Raw genomic sequence first — 19,363 nt, 5'->3', positions numbered from 1 at the left:
CAAAAACCTGCTTTTCAGCACATTAATGAGAAGGTCCGTTAAACCAACAATGAATTAATCAGTCAAAGAGCACAATTAAACTTAAACTATAATACAATGATTATGAAAAAATTTCTTCTTTCGGTGTTGGCGGTAATTCTCACCACATCCCTTTTTGCTCAAGTAGATTTATCTGGTAACTGGAAATTAAACACCTCGAAAAGTAAGCTGGGTGAACAATTCAGTATGGCACCAAAAACAATTGTTGTTAGCCAGAAAAGTAATGATATGAGCGTTGAAAAACATTCAGAATTCCAGGGGAATGAATTTACTTCTACCGATAAATACACGCTGGATGGGAAAGAATGTGTAAATAAAGGATTTATGGACACCGAGAAAAAATCGACAGCGGTTTGGTCGGGCGATAAAAAGTCGCTAACAGTTACTTCAAAAATTCCGATGCAGGGCGAAACCATGACAATTACAGAAATATATTCCATGGAAAACGGTTCGATGGTTATTAAGTCGAAAGCCTCTTCTTCATACGGCGACATGGAAGAAACACAAGTTTATGATAAAAAATAAGGTACACTTATAAAGTACCTGCAAAGTCCGATTGATGAAGAAATCAACCGGACTTTCTTTTTTTACAAGTATTTACACTGAAATTCTCTATTCGCATCCCGGCGATTTAAACTCCAACACTTTACAACAATCCGGATGATCATTGATACAAACTTTAATGAAATCGTACTCTTTCCCACTTTTCCTGAATTCCGAAATAGTTAGTGGCAGATCCGTTAATTTGTAGTACCCCAAACGCTTATCATTCCGGAGAAATACCTCAAAATAATCATTGTTTGGATTGATGTAATCAAAATTAATTGTAAGCTGATAAGTGCTGTCGTTTACGCAATCACCAACTGAAACTGTCAGTTCAGTAAGCTCACAGTTTTGGTTGGCACACTCAGGGGCTTTGAATTCAACTACACTGCAGCAATCAGGATGGTCGTTCACACATACTTTGATAAAATCGTATTCATTACCACTGGTTTCAAAATTCTCAAGGCTTATTGGCAAGTCCGAAAATTTATAAGTACCAATCCTTTGATTTTCCCGACCATAAACTTCGAAGTAGTCATTGCCGGGATTTGCGTATTCAAAGTTCAGGAAAAGATTGTAAGTGTTATCTCCGGTACAATTCCCTATGTCAATGTTTAATTCGCCTATTTCACATTTTTCTGACAAACAATCCGGAGCTTTAAATTCTATAGCCTTACAACAGTCGGGATGGTCGTTCACACATACTTTGATAAAATCGTATTCATTCCCACTGGTTTCAAAATTCTCAAGGCTTATTGGCAAGTCCGAAAATTTATAAGTACCAATCCTTTGATTCTCCCGACCATAAACTTCGAAGTAGTCATTGCCGGGATTTGCGTACTCAAAGTTCAGGAAAATGTTGTAAGTGTTATCTCCGGTACAATTTCCAATGTCAATGTTTAATGCGCCTATTTCACATTTTTCAGACAAACAATCCGGAGCTTTAAATTCAATAGCCTTACAACAGTCGGGATGGTCGTTCACACATACCTTGATAAAATCGTATTCATTCCCACTGGTTTCAAAATTCTCAAGGCTTATTGGCAAGTTCGAAAATTTATAAGTACCAATCCTTTGATTATCCCGACCATAAACTTCGAAGTAGTCATTTCCGGGATTTGCGTACTCAAAATTGAGCTTCAAATTGTAGGTGTTATTTCCGTCACATTCTCCGGGTTCAACTTCTAAGTCTGTTATACTGCATTTTTTATCCGAACAATCAGGAGTTTCAAACTCAATTTCTTCACAACAGTCAAGACGATCATTGATGCAAACTTTCAGATAATCAAAATCTTTTCCCGACAACTTAAAATCTTCAATGGTGACCGGAAGATCAGCCAGACTGTAATAACCAAGGTGTTGATTTTCACGAACGAAAACATCGAAAAAGTCATTTGCTGCATGTTGATAATCGAAATCAATTGTGAGTTGATAAGTTGAGTCAGTGAGGCATTCTTTGGTTATTACCTTCAAATTACTGATTTCGCAAGGGTCACCCGGGTCACTACACGAAGCAAATCCGCTTAGCAATAACAAAACCCAAAACAATCGCTGGAAAGCTTTCATAATAAACAATTTGCGTCCGAACACAACAAGTTAGTTTATTCAATTGAAAATTCAAAATGTATAGATTCTGTTGAGTTGTGAGCTAAGAAACCCAGGAAAAATGCGCTCATTGGAATTAGAATCATCGCCGTTAGACAAGCCGTTTGGGGCAATTAATCAACCAATAGGAAACAATAATTGTTGCAATGATTAAAAACATCAAACTAAAACGGTACTTACAATGAACAACAATGGAAAAGGAACGATCATGCAGATTGTCAGGCTCAAAACAAAACTAAGTGAAGAAGAAATGCTAAAAATAGCCCACGAAAGAGAACCTCAATTCATGGCGATTCCTGGTCTGGTTCAGAAGTATTACGTCAAAATGGGTAATCCGGGCGAGTTCGGCGGAATATATATTTGGGATTCGCGTGAATCGCTTACAGAATTTCGCCAGTCGGAACTTGCAGCCACCATCGCAAAAGCTTACGGTGCTATAGAACCGCCATCAGTTGAAATTGTAGATATCATGTTTGACCTACGCTAAACTGGGATGGTTAACTGCTACCGGTCTTTCGATTTGGTGAGCATTCCAAACAAAACTGCTACTCCGTCGTTACTTCTACATTTCGAAACATGTAAGCATTCTCACTTATTCTCAGAGTTTTTCCACTCGACGTACTTACCTTATTCAGAACAACTTCTTTTGTAACTACATAAGGAAATTTCTGCACGTAGGCATCCGTGGTCATTTTTGAATTGAAATCGTCGAAAATTGCGGGCCCGGGATAGTCCTCCGGATGGTTCGAGTCGTCGATATTTAGATTTTCAATAGTAATTCGTTCGGGCATGTAACAGGTATACCCAAAATCATGTTGTCCTGAATTGGAGCCACCAATCAGGCTGGCAGTGGTTTGTTTGCCGTTTAAAGGAACAAAAACGCAGTCGCGAATAATGAACTCCCCCTGCCAGGTACTGCCGTAATCCGATCGCAGGTTAATAAGGTTCCTTCCCCGAATAGTCGAATTCTCAACAATGAAGGTACCGCTTCCAATGGCGTTTATCCCCTGATGACCGAGCGTTGAGTTACGAATGGTGGCATTGGCTACTCCCATATGAGCATCGAAACGGGAAAAAACACACTGATCATACAACAGATTTTTGGAGTAGTTCGATCCCAGTATTCCCCAGTAAAGATTATCGTTAATGTCGTTTGTTTGGCTGCAATTTATAAATGAAACATTCAGAGCGCGATTCACCGAAATGTCGTAGGTTCCCATCGGTACAGCAACTCCGGCTGAGCCAATGGTTTTATAGGTTTTATGTCCGGTAAGGATGGTGTTTTGAACCGTGACATAAGCACATTCGCTTATATTGAGAAAGCCACCGTAAGGTGCTCCGTTGTCTCCTTCTCCGGTAATACGGTGCTCAAGTCCATCCAGAATCACGTTCGAACGTTTGATACCAAATCCTCGGTTATAGTAGGTGTATTTCGATTCTGCACGGTTGGCAATTGTGGTAAAACGGCCTCCGCTGATCGTCAGCTTTTTTTCGTCGATTGGAAGCGCTGCAATTTTAGTAATCTGATCAAAATCCCAGATAATCGGGGCATCCATGTCAACATTACCTTTTTTGTCAACTATAAAAATATCAGTCTGCGAGTATCCATTATTCTGGTTGGGTCCAAAACGAATATAACGTTTTATGCCAGAGTTAACCACTGTTACCAAACAGGCACCGGGAAGAGTAATGTCTAGTTTTTTCTGATTTCTCTTTAGCCTGGTTATCCCTTCCGGTTTAAACGATTGCAGGCCTGAATTAACAAGAAAAACAAAGGAATTGCGATTTTCAACATCAGTATCATCGATAATAAATTCGGCATTTCCAAAATCGGTATCGGTTTGAATTACTGCCGTTCGATCCTTTCCTCCGATATAATACGTAGCTTCTTCATCTGCTTTCACCAACAAGCCATGCCGATTGGCAAAAGCATGTGTTGCAGCAATGGCGTCAATATCATCTGCTTTTCCATCCCCTTTTGCACCAAAATAGCTGTATCGAACTACTCCCTCAGCTTTAAGTTTTCGAACATTCTTTGGCGATACATTGACTAGTAATTCTCCATTCTCGTTTGAAATGACAGTAGTTTTACCGCGTTTGTTGGTTAGTACTATTTCTTCGTTTGTTTTTTCGCTCTGCCCGAGTGTAGTGACTACAATCGGGAGTAAAAAGAAAAATAACAGTAAGTATTTCATCTGTTTAAAATTGTTTATCTATTATCGTAACAGATGGAACTCGCATGATTTTATTAATTCGACTATGTGTGAAAATCTTTCTCATGCTCGTTTCATTGTACCAGATTTTATCTCCATTTACTTCAAATGAAATAAATGAGATGGTTGGATTTAAGTTAGAGCTTAAAGATGATTATAAAGCTGCAGTTTTCATAGATCGAAGTGAAAATTCCCGTATTCAACGATCAAATTATTTTTCATTTCCAGCAGAAGCCAGGTTTTCCTGAATATATTTGCCATCCGAAAATATTCGAAAGAAATGCCATGCCTGTGCAACATTTCAATAACCAATCTTGTTATTAAAAGTCATTCTTTAGCCACGATAAAATTGAACGATGATAAAAAATTTGCTTTACAGTTTTTCACCCAGACGCCTGGCAATACTGAACCGGTATTACAGAATTACCCGGTTTTATTCCTTTCTGAAAAACACGGCCTACAAGGGAGGTAGCGTTACCGCAATTTTTGTACTGTTACTGGTAAGCCTGGAAATATTCCTGTTAGATTTTAATATCATTCTCAACAATCTGGTTACCATTTATGCACCCAAAATAATTTATACTGTATTTCTTATTTCTGAGACCGTTTTAGGTTTATTACCTCCTGAGGTGTTTATTGCATGGGCTTCAAAATTAGATGCTCCGTGGGTTGCACTGTTCACCCTGGCTTCGTTATCCTATGTTGGTGGTATAATTGCCTACTTCCTTGGTACCCGCTTGTCATTGATTCCATCGGTAAAAAATTACATTGAAAACAAAATACAAAAGCACATTATTAACCTTCGGAAATGGGGGGGCATTTTTGTTTTTTTAGGCGCGGTTTCGCCAATCCCCCACTCTATTGTGAGCCTGGCATCTGGTCTGATTAAGTACAATTTTAAGCGCTATTTATTATGGTCGCTTTTTCGGTACATGCGTTTTATTCTATACGCATCTATTATCTTCGGGATACTTTAACACGAGATAAAACCGTGTCACTTACGAATTAAATTACAGGTATTCAAGCTGCCGTTTCATTTTTTCGACCCGCCACTCGCTGAGCTGCTTTATGCGGTTAAGCACATTTGCAGTAACCCTGTTGTGCACCGCTTCCCATGTTTTATTTACCAGCTTACTCCGCTGTTTTTCGTTGCCGTAAAAATTAAAACTAACTGCAAAGACCAGTTGTGAAGAAGCCGTCTCACCCAAATCCTCAATCGAAGAGCGCACATACATGGCAAATATTCCGATCGGATATCCCCCGCTGCATTCATATAGCAGGTAACGTGCGTTATCGAAATCAAAAGTATCGGGAACTTGTTTGAAACGGATCGATTTCAGATAAAACAATGGAATAATGTGCAATCCCAAAAAACTTTTCATAAACCGAAAAGGATATTTCGACCAGCCAAAAGGCAGAATTCTGATCTGCTCGAGCTGGTTGTTGATACGTTCCACACGGGCAACATGGTTTGGCCAGCAGGTTGAATCGCCGTTCCAGTTCAGGAGCTCGTTGAAAACATAACTCACCGGTGCATTCACGCCAATCTGATGAATATTCAGCACCCTGTTTTTATCGATTTGAACACCCACCCGTTGCATAACCCGCTGGTTATATTCCTGCCTTTTTTCCTCGGTATCGGTTTTTACAAGCGTATTGATTTTTGGCGAATGAATAAGAAAATGCCACGCATCGGTAAATACATTTTTACTCCTCGAAGGTGGATAGTTCAATGAAGAATCGGATAGCTTCTTATTCGCCATAATCTTTATCAGTGAAAATTCTTTCCTTCAAAATTATAAATAAACTACTTATGAAAAGGAATAAAAAAAGACCTCTGTTCTAGAGGTCTCTTTTACTATTCAGAGAAAAATTATTTCTTGTCGTAAACCATCGTGGTTTTAACCGTATCTCCATCCCTGTTTTGCCTTGTTGATTCAATAGACAGTACTTTCGAATCGCTCAATGTCCAAACCTGGGTTGATGTTCTTTCGGAACCATTGAAGTTCATCTTTGTAACAATAGTAAGCGATTTACCATCAGCAGACCATTTTGCTGTTGATTTGCTTTCACCTCTTCCAAAAGAGTTCACACTTTCTTTTCCGTCAAGCGTGTACTTACTGGTGAAGCTCTGATCATTAAAGCTTCTTTCAACTGAAAGAAGATTGGCTTCTTGCTTAACAACAAAGTCGCCACCACCAAATCTCCGGCCTCCTTCGCCCATTTTACTTTTTGATTCATTTAAAGTCCAACTTCCGGAAAAATTGGCTTTACCCGACTGAGCATTTGCCATTACAGGAATAATGAGTAAAAAGCCAAAAACAAAAGACAACAACCGCAAAAAATTAAAGCGATTCATCTGCATTTTTTTAAGATTCTTTTTCATGTTCTTCAATTTAGTTTAGATTGATATTAATTTGAAATTTATAATTGAATAAATATTCCTCTGGTTGAACAATATGTGACCAGTTTAATATTCCTTCTTTCGTCGATTTATAATCTATCTCTGTTTGATTCATGTGATTTAAAAAATTGTTCGGTCGCACACTTTGTCAGATAAATCACTGTCACCTCCCACTTTTACCTTCAGAGAACAATCAACTTTTTCACTGTCTTTTATCTAAATCCAATAAGCTCATCTACCTGTTACAGTCGATTCACAGCAATTTGCTTATCGAATATGTATTGTTTGACTATGAAAAACGTAAAAAGTAAAAAACGAAAACTAAAAAAAGTGTAGCACTCAAATTCATCTATTTTTTGAAGCCACTATTTTCCATGTTATAAAATTATTTCTGCCAGTATTCTTTCATGTGTCGTTGGTAATTTAAATACCTGTGTTCCGACTGCATCGTAAATCTGATTGGCCTGAACTGCATCTAGCAGTATTGGCCGGTTTTCCGCAAAACTGTGACGGAATTTCCGGATTGTTAATTAGCACCACTTTAATTGTAAATCGGCTCCGAACTGCTGAAACCGGTGTACAAAACACTACACTAACCTAGCAATCTGTCACTTAAAACAAAGTCGAACTGTTTCTTTCAAAATAATCGAACCTATTCGGAATTCATTAAATAGTTCGACTTTATGTATTCGGTCGTATAAGAAAACGCATTACTGCACTTTTGCTGATGTAAACTGAAACGAAGATTGCAAATGGCGAAAAGGAAAAAAATTAACTGGTTCTATTACCTGATTGAATTACTGGTAGTTTTTATTGGGGTAACAGCAGGTTTTCTGTTAAACAACTGGCGCGAAGATAACTCGAATTCAAAACTTGAACAAAAGTATTTAAACGGCTTTTATGCCAACCTTTTATCGGATAAAGACGATCTGGATTCTTTAATACAACGTACTCAGATAAAGACGGATGGTTTATTGGAAGTACTGAAGAAAACGGACTACGATAATAATGCTCTCACCCGAGAAATGGCTGATGAAATTATCGGTGAGATCTTGTTTTTGGAATGGTTCACCCCCGCTGACGATACCTACGACGATATTATTAACAGTGGCAACCTGAATTTAATTGCAAATTACCGGGTTAAAGAAGCCATTAGCTCGTATTACAGCCTCTTGCACGAAGTAAAAAATGTGGAACAGTTTTACCTGAACCATATGAACGATTATGGTTTCCCTATTATCTATAAAAATTACCACATTCTTAAACGCGAATTTATCGATGATGAATGCTACAAAAGTTTGGAGTTCACCAATATGTACCTGGGGATAATTTCTTTTTATCAGCAAAACATAAAAATATACAAGCAGGCACTTGAAAACAACCTGGAATTAGTAAATGAAATAGAAAAAGTAATAAAAAATGGAAACGAATAAAACAAATACCTTGACAATACGCGAACGGCTGGCAGCGGTTATGACTTCGCCATTTACAGTAATAACTGCAACCTCGGTAATTTTCACTTTATCAGTAATCACAAGCAATTACGGAACAATCTTAGGATTTATAATTGCGCTTTTCACACTTTGGGCAATAAAATGGAAATGGAGCTATTTTGGCTTTCAACGAAATCCATTCTTTAAGACATTGGGAAAAGCAGTGTTTTACACGGCTTTAATAATTCTTGTAAATGATTTTCTGTTTCAACCAGTTATCGAATTTTATTACGGTTCAACAGATCTTTCTTCGTTTGAAGGAATTAAGGGAAACGTAGCGAATTATGTCATTTTTATTTTGATAATGTGGGTGGTTGCCGCTTTTGGAGAAGAGTTTCTTTTTCGGGGATACATGACCAAAAGGCTGGCAATAATATTTGGAGAATCAAAGAAGGCCTGGTTTGCAGCCATTATCGTTTCGTCGGTGGTATTTGGTTTTGCGCATACTTACCAGGGAATTTCCGGTATTGTATCCACCTTTTTTGTTGCGCTAATTTTTGGATTTATTCTGTATAAAAATCCGAAGAATCTTTGGGCAGGCGTCCTTACCCATGGAATTTACGATATGTTTGGCATCACCATGATCTTTCTGGATAAAGAACGGGTAATAACGAACTGGGTTCTTGAAAATCTGTTATCATTCCTCTAAATGACCCGAGCAAACTATTTCATTTTAACAGGGTGAAGAGATTGGACTAACTAAACAAATTTCATCCACAAAGCATTTATTTGTATTATTGTAGATACCTGACTAGCAATTGACAAATAAATGGAAATAACACTTTTACATGCCATTGAGTTACTGGCCGGATTTCAGGCCTTTTTATTTGCCATTTACCTCGTTATTAAAAAAGACGGACAAAAATCGAGTAATTATTTTATTGCCCTGTTTATTGCTCTTCTGGCTTTAAATGTGCTCGACTATTTTGCCAAGTTTATATTAAATCCTTTTTCCGAAAATATTACCGTATTTATACAAACCTCCATTTATCTGGCAGCACCTGCTCTCTACTTTCATATCAAGACTTTCCTGTTTCCAGACAGTAAATTCAAGGCGAAGGATTTGATGCATCTAACGGTATTTGTAATTACCAATATCGTTATTATTATTTTAATTATTACCGAAGTTCAAAAGGGCGACATACCTGAAGAGATTGAATATAAAGTGGGGTTAATTTTTTATTCCATTCTTTATATTCAAATGTATACTTACCTGTTCTTATCGTTTCGCGAGTTACGAAAGCACAAACAAATATTCTTCGAGAATTATTCAAATACAAACACAACGCGATACGCCTATCTCAGAAACCTGATAGTTGGAGTTGGTATTTTATTTCTTTTATCGTTCATAAATATTCTTACCAAGTTTGTACTGCAAATACAGAGCTTGTCCTTTTTCTCTTATGTTGTAATCAGCACTGTTCTGTTTCTATTTTGCTGGCTGATATTCAGCGGCCTTCGTTCTCCCGAGTTGTTTATCGATGAAGTAAACGCCCAGCCACCGGTAAAAAAACTGGTAAAAAATTCACGGTTCCAGAACGAATTGGATTTTGAACCGGAAATAAAGGCCCAAATTGAACAGGTTCAAAAAGTTATGGCAAGTGATGAGCCATTTTTGGATCCCGCCTTAACACTTCATACGCTTGCCAAAGAATGCCATATTCCCAGTCGCGAACTCTCGATATTGATCAATCACCACCTTAACAAACACTTTTTCGATTTTGTAAATGAATACCGAATTGAAAAAGCAATGGAATTACTTACTTCTCCCGACAGAAAAGAATACACTGTTTTGGAGATTTTATACGAAGTGGGATTTAACTCAAAATCATCGTTTAATACAGCGTTTAAGAAACACACGGGATTTACACCCACTGAATACCGCAAACAAAAATCACTGTCTGTGGCATAAAAAGCAGTTCAAATGATTTCAAATTACTTTATTCTTAAGAGACCTGATGCATTTGCTATCAAATCAAAAAAATTAGCCAGCACAAAATTTGTAAATTTATTATCCTTATATTTCAAACGAGCGGTATAACATTTTTCGAATACAAGCTAGCTGTAAGTTTTAATCTGGCAAGACATGGAAATTGTATTAAATATCGGCATAATACTTTCTTTCTTTTTAGGGATTCTTTTGTTTTCGAAAAGAGACAAAGTGCTTACCGACAACATACTATCGTTGTGGCTGGTCGTTATCGGAATTCATCTTACCGGGTATTTTCTAAATTATAAGGGATACTGGGATTTATATCCTCACCTGATTGGAATTACCGCGCCTTTCCCGCTTTTATACGGCCCTTTTTTGTACCTCTATGTTCGGTATTCGTTAAAGAGTAAAAAACACATACAAAAAAGAGATTATATCCATTTTGCCCCGGCACTGGTTTCTTACCTGCTAATGATGCCCTTCTATTTTACATACACCGCCGACGAAAAAGTTCAGGTTGACAAAGGCCTGATTGACGATTACGGCCTTTTTTCAACAATTCTTCTTCTATCCTTCATTATATCAGGAATCGCCTATGCAATTTTAGCCTACAGAATGTTGCTGAAAAGACATAAAATTGTTGAGGATAATTACTCGTACAGTAACCGCATCGATATGAATTGGCTGCGTTTTGCGATTCTTGGAATTGGCTCTGTGTTTATAACGGCCGCTGCAGTTACCATCATGCGCGAAATGCTGGGCCTTCAGTTTCCGTTTAACGCCGACATTTTATTCTATTCAATTATTGTGGCATTTGTGGTATTTATCGGATATTCGGGAATACGGCAACAGGACCTTTTTTCCAATACTGTGAAAAATGAAATTGACTTGCTGAGGACTGAAAGCGAATACAAAAGATCGGGATTAAAACAGGAATTAGCTATCCAGAAACACAGTGAATTGCTGGAATTAATGCAAAAAGAAAAACCCTATTTAAATCCCAAACTAACTTTAAGCGAACTGGCGAACACTTTATCATTGTCTTCGAATCATCTATCGCAAATCATTAACCAATACGAGCAGGTAAACTTTCACGATTTTGTAAATAAGTATCGTGTTGAAGAATTTATTCAGCGGGTTCAATCCAATAAAAATTTTAGTCTGCTGGCACATGCGCTCGATTCGGGGTTTAATTCAAAATCGTCGTTTAACAATGTTTTCAGGAAACACAAATCAGTCACTCCTTCGCAATACATTTCAGGATTAAAGTCCTGAATCACATTTTTCAGTTTAAAAATTACATTTTAGCAAAAATCAGCCAAAACGCTCATTCACAACCTATTTAGGGTACACTCCTGTATGTTTGTACCTCAAAAAAGTTCAGCCTTTCACGTTTGGGCGATGCGCCTTTGTTTTTGATAAATCTTTGCCTCAGAAACAATTTTAAAACGCGAAATTATGAACACCAGGATTTACAACAAAACAGCTTTATTTTATGGTCTGGCAACACTAATTCCATGGATATTATGGATTCTGGCAGGCCATATAAGTCACATCGAAAACAATGGTTCAGCACCACAATCACTGGCCAGCATAATTGCATTTTTAGGCTTACTGGCTCCGGTTTTGATTACACTCTTTATGGCCAGTCAAAATAAAAACCTGGCCTACGATTTAAGCCGAAGGATTTTTAATTTTAAAGAAATCCGCTCAACCTACATCGTACTTACTCTATTATTAATGCCATTTAGCATTTTGCTTGCTCAAGCTGTATCGCTAATGTTTGGATACAGTATAGACCAGTTTCAATTCGCAAAATCTTTTTCGTTTACATCGGGCGTTTTCCCTGTTTGGGTGATGCTAATTGTTGCACCGCTACTGGAAGAATTGGCCTGGCATTCGTATGGGACTGATTCTTTGCGGGTTCGTTTCAATCTATTTACAACATCATTATTATTCGCTTTATTCTGGGGAATATGGCATGTACCACTCAGTGGTATTAAAGATTATTACCACAGTAATCTGGTTGAGGCAGGTTGGATTTATTCGCTCAATTTTATAGTAAGTCTTTTCCCCTTTGTACTTATTATGAACTGGATTTACTACAAAGCCAACCGAAATATCATTTTGCCCGTCATATTTCACATCGCAGCCGGTTTTTTTAACGAAATATTTGCCGCCCACCCCATGAGCAAGGTTATTCAAACGGGTCTATTAATTCTGTTTGCACTTTATATTGTGGTGAACGACAAATCATTTTTCTTCTCGAAAGAAATAAAAACTGCAAGTTCAATAAGCAGAACAGTATGGGTAAACAGGACTTCGAAATTGATCGTCGCCTTTATGTTTCTGGGATTGCTTTTAGTTGAATCAACCGGAAGTTTGTCGGCACAGAATGTTACGCAAACCATTAATGGGAAAGTGTTTGATGACATCACAAACGAAACGTTACCTTTTGCAAGTATTGTTGTCAAAGGAAGCGAACCGTTAATCGGTACTGTTTCAGATACAGAAGGGAATTTCATTCTAAAAAACGTGCCGGTTGGGCGCCAAATCCTAAGCATTTCAATGGTTGGTTACGACACCTACGAAATGAAGGAACTATTGGTGAGTTCGGGGCAGGAGATTAACCTGACTATCGGGATGCAACAAAGCAATGCTGAACTTGATGAAGTTGTGGTTCGGGTGAACAAATCAACACCGCTAAACAGCATGGCAACTTTAAGCAGCCGACAGTTTACAGTGGAAGAAACGCAACGTTATGCAGGTGGATTGGATGATCCGGCACGTTTGACTGCATCGTTTGCCGGTGTGGCGAATCCTTCGATAAGCGACAATGGCATTTCGGTTCGCGGAAACAATCCCGACGGTTTGTTGTGGCGTATCGACGGCGTGGAGGTACCCAATCCCAACCACTTTGCCAACCTTACCATTGCCGGCGGGGGATTAATGTCGGCCATCAGTAACCAAATGATGGCAAACAGCGATTTTTACACCGGTGCTTTTCCGGCTGAATACGGAAATGCCTCATCGGGAGTTTTCGATATAAAATTACGGGAAGGAAACCGCAACAAACGGCAATATGCTTTCGAAGCCGGAATTTTAGGTGTTGGCGCAATGGCACAAGGGCCTTTCAAAAAAGGTACGGATGCTACTTATATTGTCAACTACCGCAATTCAACCATGGCACTTTTAGCCCCGCTTTTACCCGATGATGCAGGAGTTTTACGGTACCAGGATTTGTCTTTTAAAACCAACTTCCCAACTAAAAACAGCGGAACATTTACGCTTTGGGGGATTGGCACAATCGATGGCGTAAATATGGACGCTGCCGATAGCATTGATTGGGAATCAGACTTCGACCGCGACAACTCGGAAACATCAATTTATATGTTTGCAACCGCCCTTTCGCATAAAATAAACCTGCCCGGCAATGCATTCCTGAAAACGACCGTATCGTATTCAGGAAGCGGATTAGAGTTTGAAGAGCAGCGTTTGGACTTTAACCTGCAGCCTCATCCACAATCGAAAGCCCAAAACACCACCAGCCAAATTACGGTTCAAAGCGATTTTACCAAACGTTTTAACGAAACACACAGTAATAAAACCGGCGTTCGGTACAGTCATCTTTCTTTTGATATTGATGTGGCAGAATCGCTTGCCGAAGGAGAAAATCCTACTCAAATAGCTAACCAAACCGGCAGCACCGACTTTGTTCAATTCTATACACAATCAAAAATTAACCTGTCTCAAAGCCTTGTCCTGAATGCCGGTGTTAACGCCCAATATTTATTGCTAAATGATAATTTTTCGATTGAACCGCGAATTGGATTAAAGTACAACATCAACAACAAACATAGCCTGGGATTGGCCTATGGAATTCACAGCCGCCTGGAACAGTTGCCTGTATATTTTGTTTCGGCCAACGGCAGCACACCCAACAAAGATCTCGACTTTATGAAATCTGCCCATTATGTATTTTCTTACCAGGCAAAACTTGCCGACAACCTTCATCTACGAATTGAACCTTACTTCCAGCAATTAAAGGATGTTCCGGTAAGCCCCGACGGTTATATTTCAACTTTGAATAATAACAACACACTTTTCTTTAACGAAGTGCTGGTTAGCAAAGGAAAAGGACGAAATGTGGGTATTGATTTTACGCTTGAGAAATTTTTAAGCCGCGGATATTACTACATGCTAACTGCTTCGGTTTTCGATTCGAAATACACAGCAGCCGATGGTATTGAACGAAACACCCGTTTTAATCGAAACTACGTTTTTAACCTGATGGCCGGGAAAGAATGGCAAACCGCTAAAAACAACATTTTGAGTGCCAATGTGAGGCTAAATTACCTGGGAGGAAACCGCATTGAACCAATTGATATGGATGCCTCGTTGCAACAGCACGATGTGGTTTATGGCGAAACAAACGGTAACATCGCATTTAGTCAAAAACATGATGATTTGCCGGTAGTATCATTTACCCTATCGTATCGAAAAAACAAAGCAAAATACTCATCGGTGTGGTCATTGCAGGTACTCAATGCCAATGGTAGCGAAGAATATTCAAACGATTTCTACAACCTGAAAACAAACCAAATTGACACCAAATACGACGGGCTTGTTATCCCAAATCTTAGTTATAAGATTGAGTTTTAAACAAACATTTATAAACAATTAAAAATTAGAGTCATGAAAACAATTAAATTTTTATCAGCAATTTTAGTATTAGGTATTCTTTTTTCTTCATGTGAAAAAAATGAATATGATGTTACCCCTTCAGGTAATGTAACTACCAAATCAATTCCAATAAGTGGAATCAATTTCGTTGATGTTTCAAGCCTGTTCAACGTGTATGTAAGTTTTTCTGATACCGAAGAATCGGCATATATTGAAGCAGATGATAATCTTCATTCTTTAATTGAAATCGATAATGACAATGGAAGATTAAAAGTTGAGCTGGAAGACACGAATATAATTGGCGAACCAGTACTTAACCTTTATGTAAAAACAAATTCACTTGACAAAATTAAGGGTGAAGGTTTAGTTACTATTATGCTGGAAAATCAGCTGGAAAATGTTGATTTTGAAATCGAACTTAAAGGAGCCAGCAAACTATCAGGAAGCATTAATACTGATTTCCTGACAGCTCAAATCGAAGGTGCTTCCAAACTCGATCTAACCGGTTTTTCGGGCAACTCTTCAATTGACGCTACCGGCGCTTCTGAAATGACAGGATTTAATTTTTCAACCAATAACCTTGATGCCAAACTTGAAGGTGGATGTAAAGTGTCGTTAACAGTTCAGCAATCACTAAAAGTAGATGCACGGGGAGCATCAAAAGTTTATTACAAAGGAAATGGTATCGTTGAAAATCAAAACCTTAAAAATGCCTCAGAGATCATAAAAGCAGATTAGAACAACTATTCAGAAATCAGAAACACAATTAAAATAGGTTCTTTTGAGAACCTATTTTATTATTGCCTTAAGTCAGTTTGCCATTGTTTTTCAGATATCCGAAATCCGATTTGCCCGATATTTAATGCACCAAAAAAAAGAAGATTGCCACTTTGAACAATTAGTAATACATTGTGGTCTTAACGAAAAATAATTTAAGCGGACATTGAATGGAAATCGTTTTCACAACTTTAATTTGGGCAGCTGTACTTCAAGGAGTTCTGCTTGGATTTGTTTTCATCTTTTCAAGGAGACATAAAAGCTTCTCCAATACGCTGTTAGGACTCTTTCTTATAATATTCATCCTTGGAGCTGCTACCGACCTTTTACCATTCGACCAAATTGGCGGCTACTCAGTTAGTCGATACTTTACGCTTCCCGAAGTAAAACTCTTATTTCCAATACTTTTCCTGCATTATGTTCTGGTTAAATTGCAACGGGCATCATCTTATAAACTATTTATTCGAATCCATTATATTCTGGCTTTTATCGTTGTTGCCATTACTTTCGTCAACCTGGGAATATTTTTTGTGAACGGGAAATCCATTTATAGTTTTATTGAATTCGACACAGTCGACAAATACTTTATGGCAATACAATATTACGCCTATTTACTTACTGTTTCGGCAGTTTCAATTGCTATTGTTGAAACAATTAAATACCGGAATATTGTAAAAAACGAGTATTCTGATATAACACTTCTCGACATTAACTGGCTGTGGCAATTTGTATTGATTTTTGTTCCTGTTGTAGTTTTATGGGGAATCGAATTAATCCGGATTCTTATCGGAGGAGTTGGTCAATCTGACATTGTTGTGGTAATCTGGGGAGCTGTATCCATCATTATTTATATTGTAAGTTTTAAAGCATTTACACAGCAGGATTTATTTTACCAGAGAGCTGAAACCAAAGAAAATCATACTCGAAAAGATCCGGAAGAAGACAAATCCAAATCATCAAATACAATTTGCGAATCGGTTAAAAACTCGATGGAAACCGGACAATATTATTTAAACCAGGATTTATCGATTCATGATTTTGCAAAAGAAATTCACGTTTCAGCCCGAACCATTTCAACCTGCATTAACAAGAATTTTGGATACAACTTTAACGAATGGGTAAACAATTACCGGGTTGAAAAGGCTCTTGAAATCCTGAACGATAAAAATAACGATCATCTGTCGATTGAAGGGATCGGTTTGGATTCCGGATTCAAATCCCGTTCAGCAATGTATATCGCTTTTAAAAAGAAAACCGGAAAGACACCCGGAAATTTCAGAAGCAACTAAAATTTTCTTCCTTTCTTTCTTTTTTCGATGTCCTGATTTCTACAGCCACAATTCATCGTTGTCCTGATTTCTACATATCAATTTCACTTTTGTCCTGAATTCTGCATTTTCTGAGAATGCGTGTTCTGAATTCAGGATCCGCGACATGTAAAACTTTTATAACACACTGACATTCTTGACATTTGCATTAACGATTTTTCAACACGAAAATGATTTAATGATGAATCAGAAACAGGAAATACAAATTTCGAAACTGAAACGGAGCACTCAAGAGAGCCGAATTGAATCGGTTGATGGTTTACGCGGATTTGCCCTGTTAGGGATAATAATTGCAAATATCCCTTATCAAACTAACTCGCCTGTAACCGGTGAACTGGATTCACTCATGACCTTTCTATTTCATTTTTTAATCGATAAAAAATTCATCACCATATTTTCCATATTGTTCGGATTTGGATTTTACATTCAAATGCAACGAGCTGCAGAGAAAAATGTAGCCTTCGGTAAATATTTTGCCTTTCGAATGCTGTTGCTGTTTGGAATAGGCAGCTTACACGCTTTCCTCATATGGAATGGCGATATAATTAGAACGTATGCAGCAGGCGGCCTCTTTCTTTTACTGCTGCGGAATACATCGGTTAAAAAGCTGTTTGTTCTGGCAGTGGTGTTGAATGTTGTCTTTACCGGGGCAATTTACATCGGGTTGACTTCGTTTGGCTGGTCGACACACAATTTCGATTTTGAACTGGCAAAGGAATTACCCCTTACAACATCTTTTCTCAGGTATCTGAAACTGAATTTTTTATTCGATCCCTGGACCAATTTCTATCGGGATATGCCATTGACCGTTGCCTTCACTTTTGGTAATATGTTGATTGGATTTATCCTTGCAAAAATTGATTTCTTTAAATGCCCTGAAAAATTCAAAAACACCTCAACCTGGTTTATAACGTTGGGCATGACGTTCGGATTGGCTTCAAGCTATCTTTATTATCAAGTAGTGGCAGGCAAATTAGAACTTGAATTATTCTGGCTACCGTTTGTACTTGTAGCAGGAATGATTCTGCAAAGCCTTTTTTACATTTCAGCGTTCCTACAAATCTATCAGAACAGATCAATCAGAAAAGTATTGCAGCTTTTCAATCCGGTTGGACGGACAGCTTTAAGCAATTATATTTTACAATCATCTCTTTACGTTTTTGTATTCTATAATTGCTTCAACCTCTTTAACCTTTTCGGAAAGCTCACAAATTTTCAATCGTGGATGCTTGCCATTGCATTTTATGCGTTCCAAACCTTTATTACCCATTTGTATTTGCAGCGATTTCACCAGGGACCTATCGAATTCATCTGGAAAAAATACAGCTACAGAATGGCCAAACAAAACAAACAAACGCTTTCAAGATGAATTTAACCAAAACAATAACACCTGCATTAAACAGCACAAGATCTGACATTTACAACAAAGTCGGACATAATAAAAAATTCACTCGAACCAATTTTCCGGTGAGTAAACAGTTCGATTTTATGCAGTCGGTCGAATACAGGCTTTTAATACCTCAAATTTGACAAATAGATTAAAAACTTAAAACAGGATACTTAAACAATACCATTAGAAACAATTAAAAATTAAAGTCATGAAAACAAAAGTATTTTTAGCAGCAATTTTAGCAGTAGGAGTTTTATTTACCTCTTGCGAAAAGGATCATTTCGATGTAATTCCATCAGCGAAAGTCACCACTACCGATTTCTCCGCGTCAGGCGTCAGCCAGTTAGCCATTTCCGACGTCTTCCATGTGTATGTCAATTTTTCAGAAACAGAGGAGTCTGTTCAGGTTGAGGCCAACGAAAACTTACATTCATTTATCGAAATGAATCAAACGGGCGACCGTCTATCGGTTGGATTAAAGAAAAACACCAACATTAGCGGTGCACCGGTTTTAAACGTTTACATTACAACCACCTCCCTTTCAAAAGTTATGGCAGAGGGTGCCGCATCTGTTGAATTTCGCGATGCCTTACTTATCGATCAGGTTGAAATTGAATTGACAGGAGCCAGCCGGCTTAAAGGATCGCTTGATACAGAAACATTAACTGCACAAATAGAAGGAGCCTCAAAAATGGAAGTCGATGGTTTGTGTACCAACTTCCACATCGATGCGACAGGAGCATGTGAAATGTCAGGATTTAGTTTTATATGCAACAACTTAAAGGCCGATCTGGATGGAGGATCTAAAATCTCGTTAACAGTTGAGCAAAAACTGGATGTTACTGCCAGAGGTGCTTCAAAAGTTTATTACAAAGGAAACGGTGTTATCGAATATCAAAACCTGAAGGACGCCTCGGAAATCATCAAAATAAATTAGAAACCAAAGCAACAGAAA

Annotated in this window: 16 protein-coding genes; 12 read left to right on the top strand and 4 right to left on the bottom strand. The window is 38.0% G+C overall.

Annotated features, from left to right (window positions below; all coding sequences use genetic code 11):
• The first annotated feature begins 102 nt into the window (after nucleotides 1–102).
• Nucleotides 103–564: a lipocalin/fatty acid-binding family protein gene (locus tag HFD85_RS04055; RefSeq protein ID WP_167605319.1), complete on the top strand. Its 462-nt coding sequence runs from the start codon at nucleotides 103–105 to the stop codon at nucleotides 562–564.
• An 87-nt stretch (nucleotides 565–651) separates the two neighbouring features.
• On the opposite strand, the gene HFD85_RS04050 is transcribed toward HFD85_RS04055, so the two are convergent.
• Nucleotides 652–2,148, bottom strand: a complete 1,497-nt coding sequence (locus HFD85_RS04050; protein ID WP_167605318.1) for a hypothetical protein — start codon at nucleotides 2,146–2,148, stop codon at nucleotides 652–654.
• A 247-nt stretch (nucleotides 2,149–2,395) separates the two neighbouring features.
• Between HFD85_RS04050 and HFD85_RS04045 the strand changes: the two genes are divergently transcribed.
• Nucleotides 2,396–2,674: a YdhR family protein gene (locus HFD85_RS04045; RefSeq protein ID WP_167605317.1), complete on the top strand. Its 279-nt coding sequence runs from the start codon at nucleotides 2,396–2,398 to the stop codon at nucleotides 2,672–2,674.
• 58 nt (nucleotides 2,675–2,732) lie between these two features.
• Here the strand turns inward: HFD85_RS04045 and HFD85_RS04040 are convergent, their stop codons facing one another.
• Nucleotides 2,733–4,382, bottom strand: a complete 1,650-nt coding sequence (locus HFD85_RS04040; RefSeq protein WP_167605316.1) for a hypothetical protein — start codon at nucleotides 4,380–4,382, stop codon at nucleotides 2,733–2,735.
• 374 nt (nucleotides 4,383–4,756) lie between these two features.
• Between HFD85_RS04040 and HFD85_RS04035 the strand changes: the two genes are divergently transcribed.
• Nucleotides 4,757–5,377 (top strand): YqaA family protein, encoded by a 621-nt coding sequence (locus HFD85_RS04035; RefSeq protein WP_206081851.1) that lies wholly within the window; start codon nucleotides 4,757–4,759, stop codon nucleotides 5,375–5,377.
• Between the two features lie 33 nt (nucleotides 5,378–5,410).
• Here the strand turns inward: HFD85_RS04035 and HFD85_RS04030 are convergent, their stop codons facing one another.
• Nucleotides 5,411–6,163 (bottom strand): hypothetical protein, encoded by a 753-nt coding sequence (locus HFD85_RS04030; RefSeq protein ID WP_167605315.1) that lies wholly within the window; start codon nucleotides 6,161–6,163, stop codon nucleotides 5,411–5,413.
• Nucleotides 6,164–6,273: 110 nt separating this feature from the next.
• Nucleotides 6,274–6,786 (bottom strand): hypothetical protein, encoded by a 513-nt coding sequence (locus HFD85_RS04025; protein WP_167605314.1) that lies wholly within the window; start codon nucleotides 6,784–6,786, stop codon nucleotides 6,274–6,276.
• Between the two features lie 770 nt (nucleotides 6,787–7,556).
• Between HFD85_RS04025 and HFD85_RS04020 the strand changes: the two genes are divergently transcribed.
• The 9 genes from HFD85_RS04020 (at nucleotide 7,557) to HFD85_RS03980 (ending at nucleotide 19,345) form a co-directional block, all read left to right on the top strand.
• On the top strand, nucleotides 7,557–8,237 hold the full coding sequence (locus tag HFD85_RS04020) for a hypothetical protein (RefSeq protein WP_167605313.1): 681 nt from the start codon (nucleotides 7,557–7,559) through the stop codon (nucleotides 8,235–8,237).
• A complete protein-coding gene (locus tag HFD85_RS04015; RefSeq protein WP_167605312.1) occupies nucleotides 8,224–8,946 on the top strand; it encodes a CPBP family intramembrane glutamic endopeptidase in 723 nt (240 codons plus the stop codon). Before HFD85_RS04020 ends, HFD85_RS04015 begins: the two co-directional genes overlap by 14 nt.
• A 120-nt stretch (nucleotides 8,947–9,066) precedes the next feature.
• Entirely contained in the window at nucleotides 9,067–10,209 is a 1,143-nt protein-coding gene (locus tag HFD85_RS04010) for a helix-turn-helix domain-containing protein (RefSeq protein ID WP_167605311.1), read from the top strand.
• Nucleotides 10,210–10,383: 174 nt separating this feature from the next.
• Nucleotides 10,384–11,505, top strand: coding sequence for a helix-turn-helix domain-containing protein (locus tag HFD85_RS04005; RefSeq protein ID WP_167605310.1), 1,122 nt, complete (start codon nucleotides 10,384–10,386; stop codon nucleotides 11,503–11,505).
• A 183-nt stretch (nucleotides 11,506–11,688) separates the two neighbouring features.
• Complete coding sequence (locus HFD85_RS04000) at nucleotides 11,689–14,892, top strand: carboxypeptidase-like regulatory domain-containing protein (protein WP_167605309.1); 3,204 nt, start codon at nucleotides 11,689–11,691, stop codon at nucleotides 14,890–14,892.
• Between the two features lie 33 nt (nucleotides 14,893–14,925).
• Entirely contained in the window at nucleotides 14,926–15,651 is a 726-nt protein-coding gene (locus HFD85_RS03995; RefSeq protein WP_167605308.1) for a GIN domain-containing protein, read from the top strand.
• A 209-nt stretch (nucleotides 15,652–15,860) separates the two neighbouring features.
• A complete protein-coding gene (locus HFD85_RS03990; RefSeq protein WP_167605307.1) occupies nucleotides 15,861–16,979 on the top strand; it encodes a helix-turn-helix domain-containing protein in 1,119 nt (372 codons plus the stop codon).
• Between the two features lie 217 nt (nucleotides 16,980–17,196).
• The gene (locus HFD85_RS03985; protein ID WP_167605306.1) at nucleotides 17,197–18,387 is read left to right on the top strand and encodes a DUF418 domain-containing protein; all 1,191 of its coding nucleotides are present in this window, start codon (nucleotides 17,197–17,199) and stop codon (nucleotides 18,385–18,387) included.
• 229 nt (nucleotides 18,388–18,616) lie between these two features.
• Nucleotides 18,617–19,345 (top strand): head GIN domain-containing protein, encoded by a 729-nt coding sequence (locus tag HFD85_RS03980; RefSeq protein WP_167605305.1) that lies wholly within the window; start codon nucleotides 18,617–18,619, stop codon nucleotides 19,343–19,345.
• Nucleotides 19,346–19,363: the final 18 nt, after the last annotated feature.

Source organism: Maribellus sediminis (assembly GCF_011799805.1).
Taxonomy (GTDB): domain Bacteria; phylum Bacteroidota; class Bacteroidia; order Bacteroidales; family Prolixibacteraceae; genus Draconibacterium; species Draconibacterium sediminis_A.
Note: the sequence above shows the minus strand (reverse complement) of the source record. Positions and strands in the feature narration are given on the sequence as shown.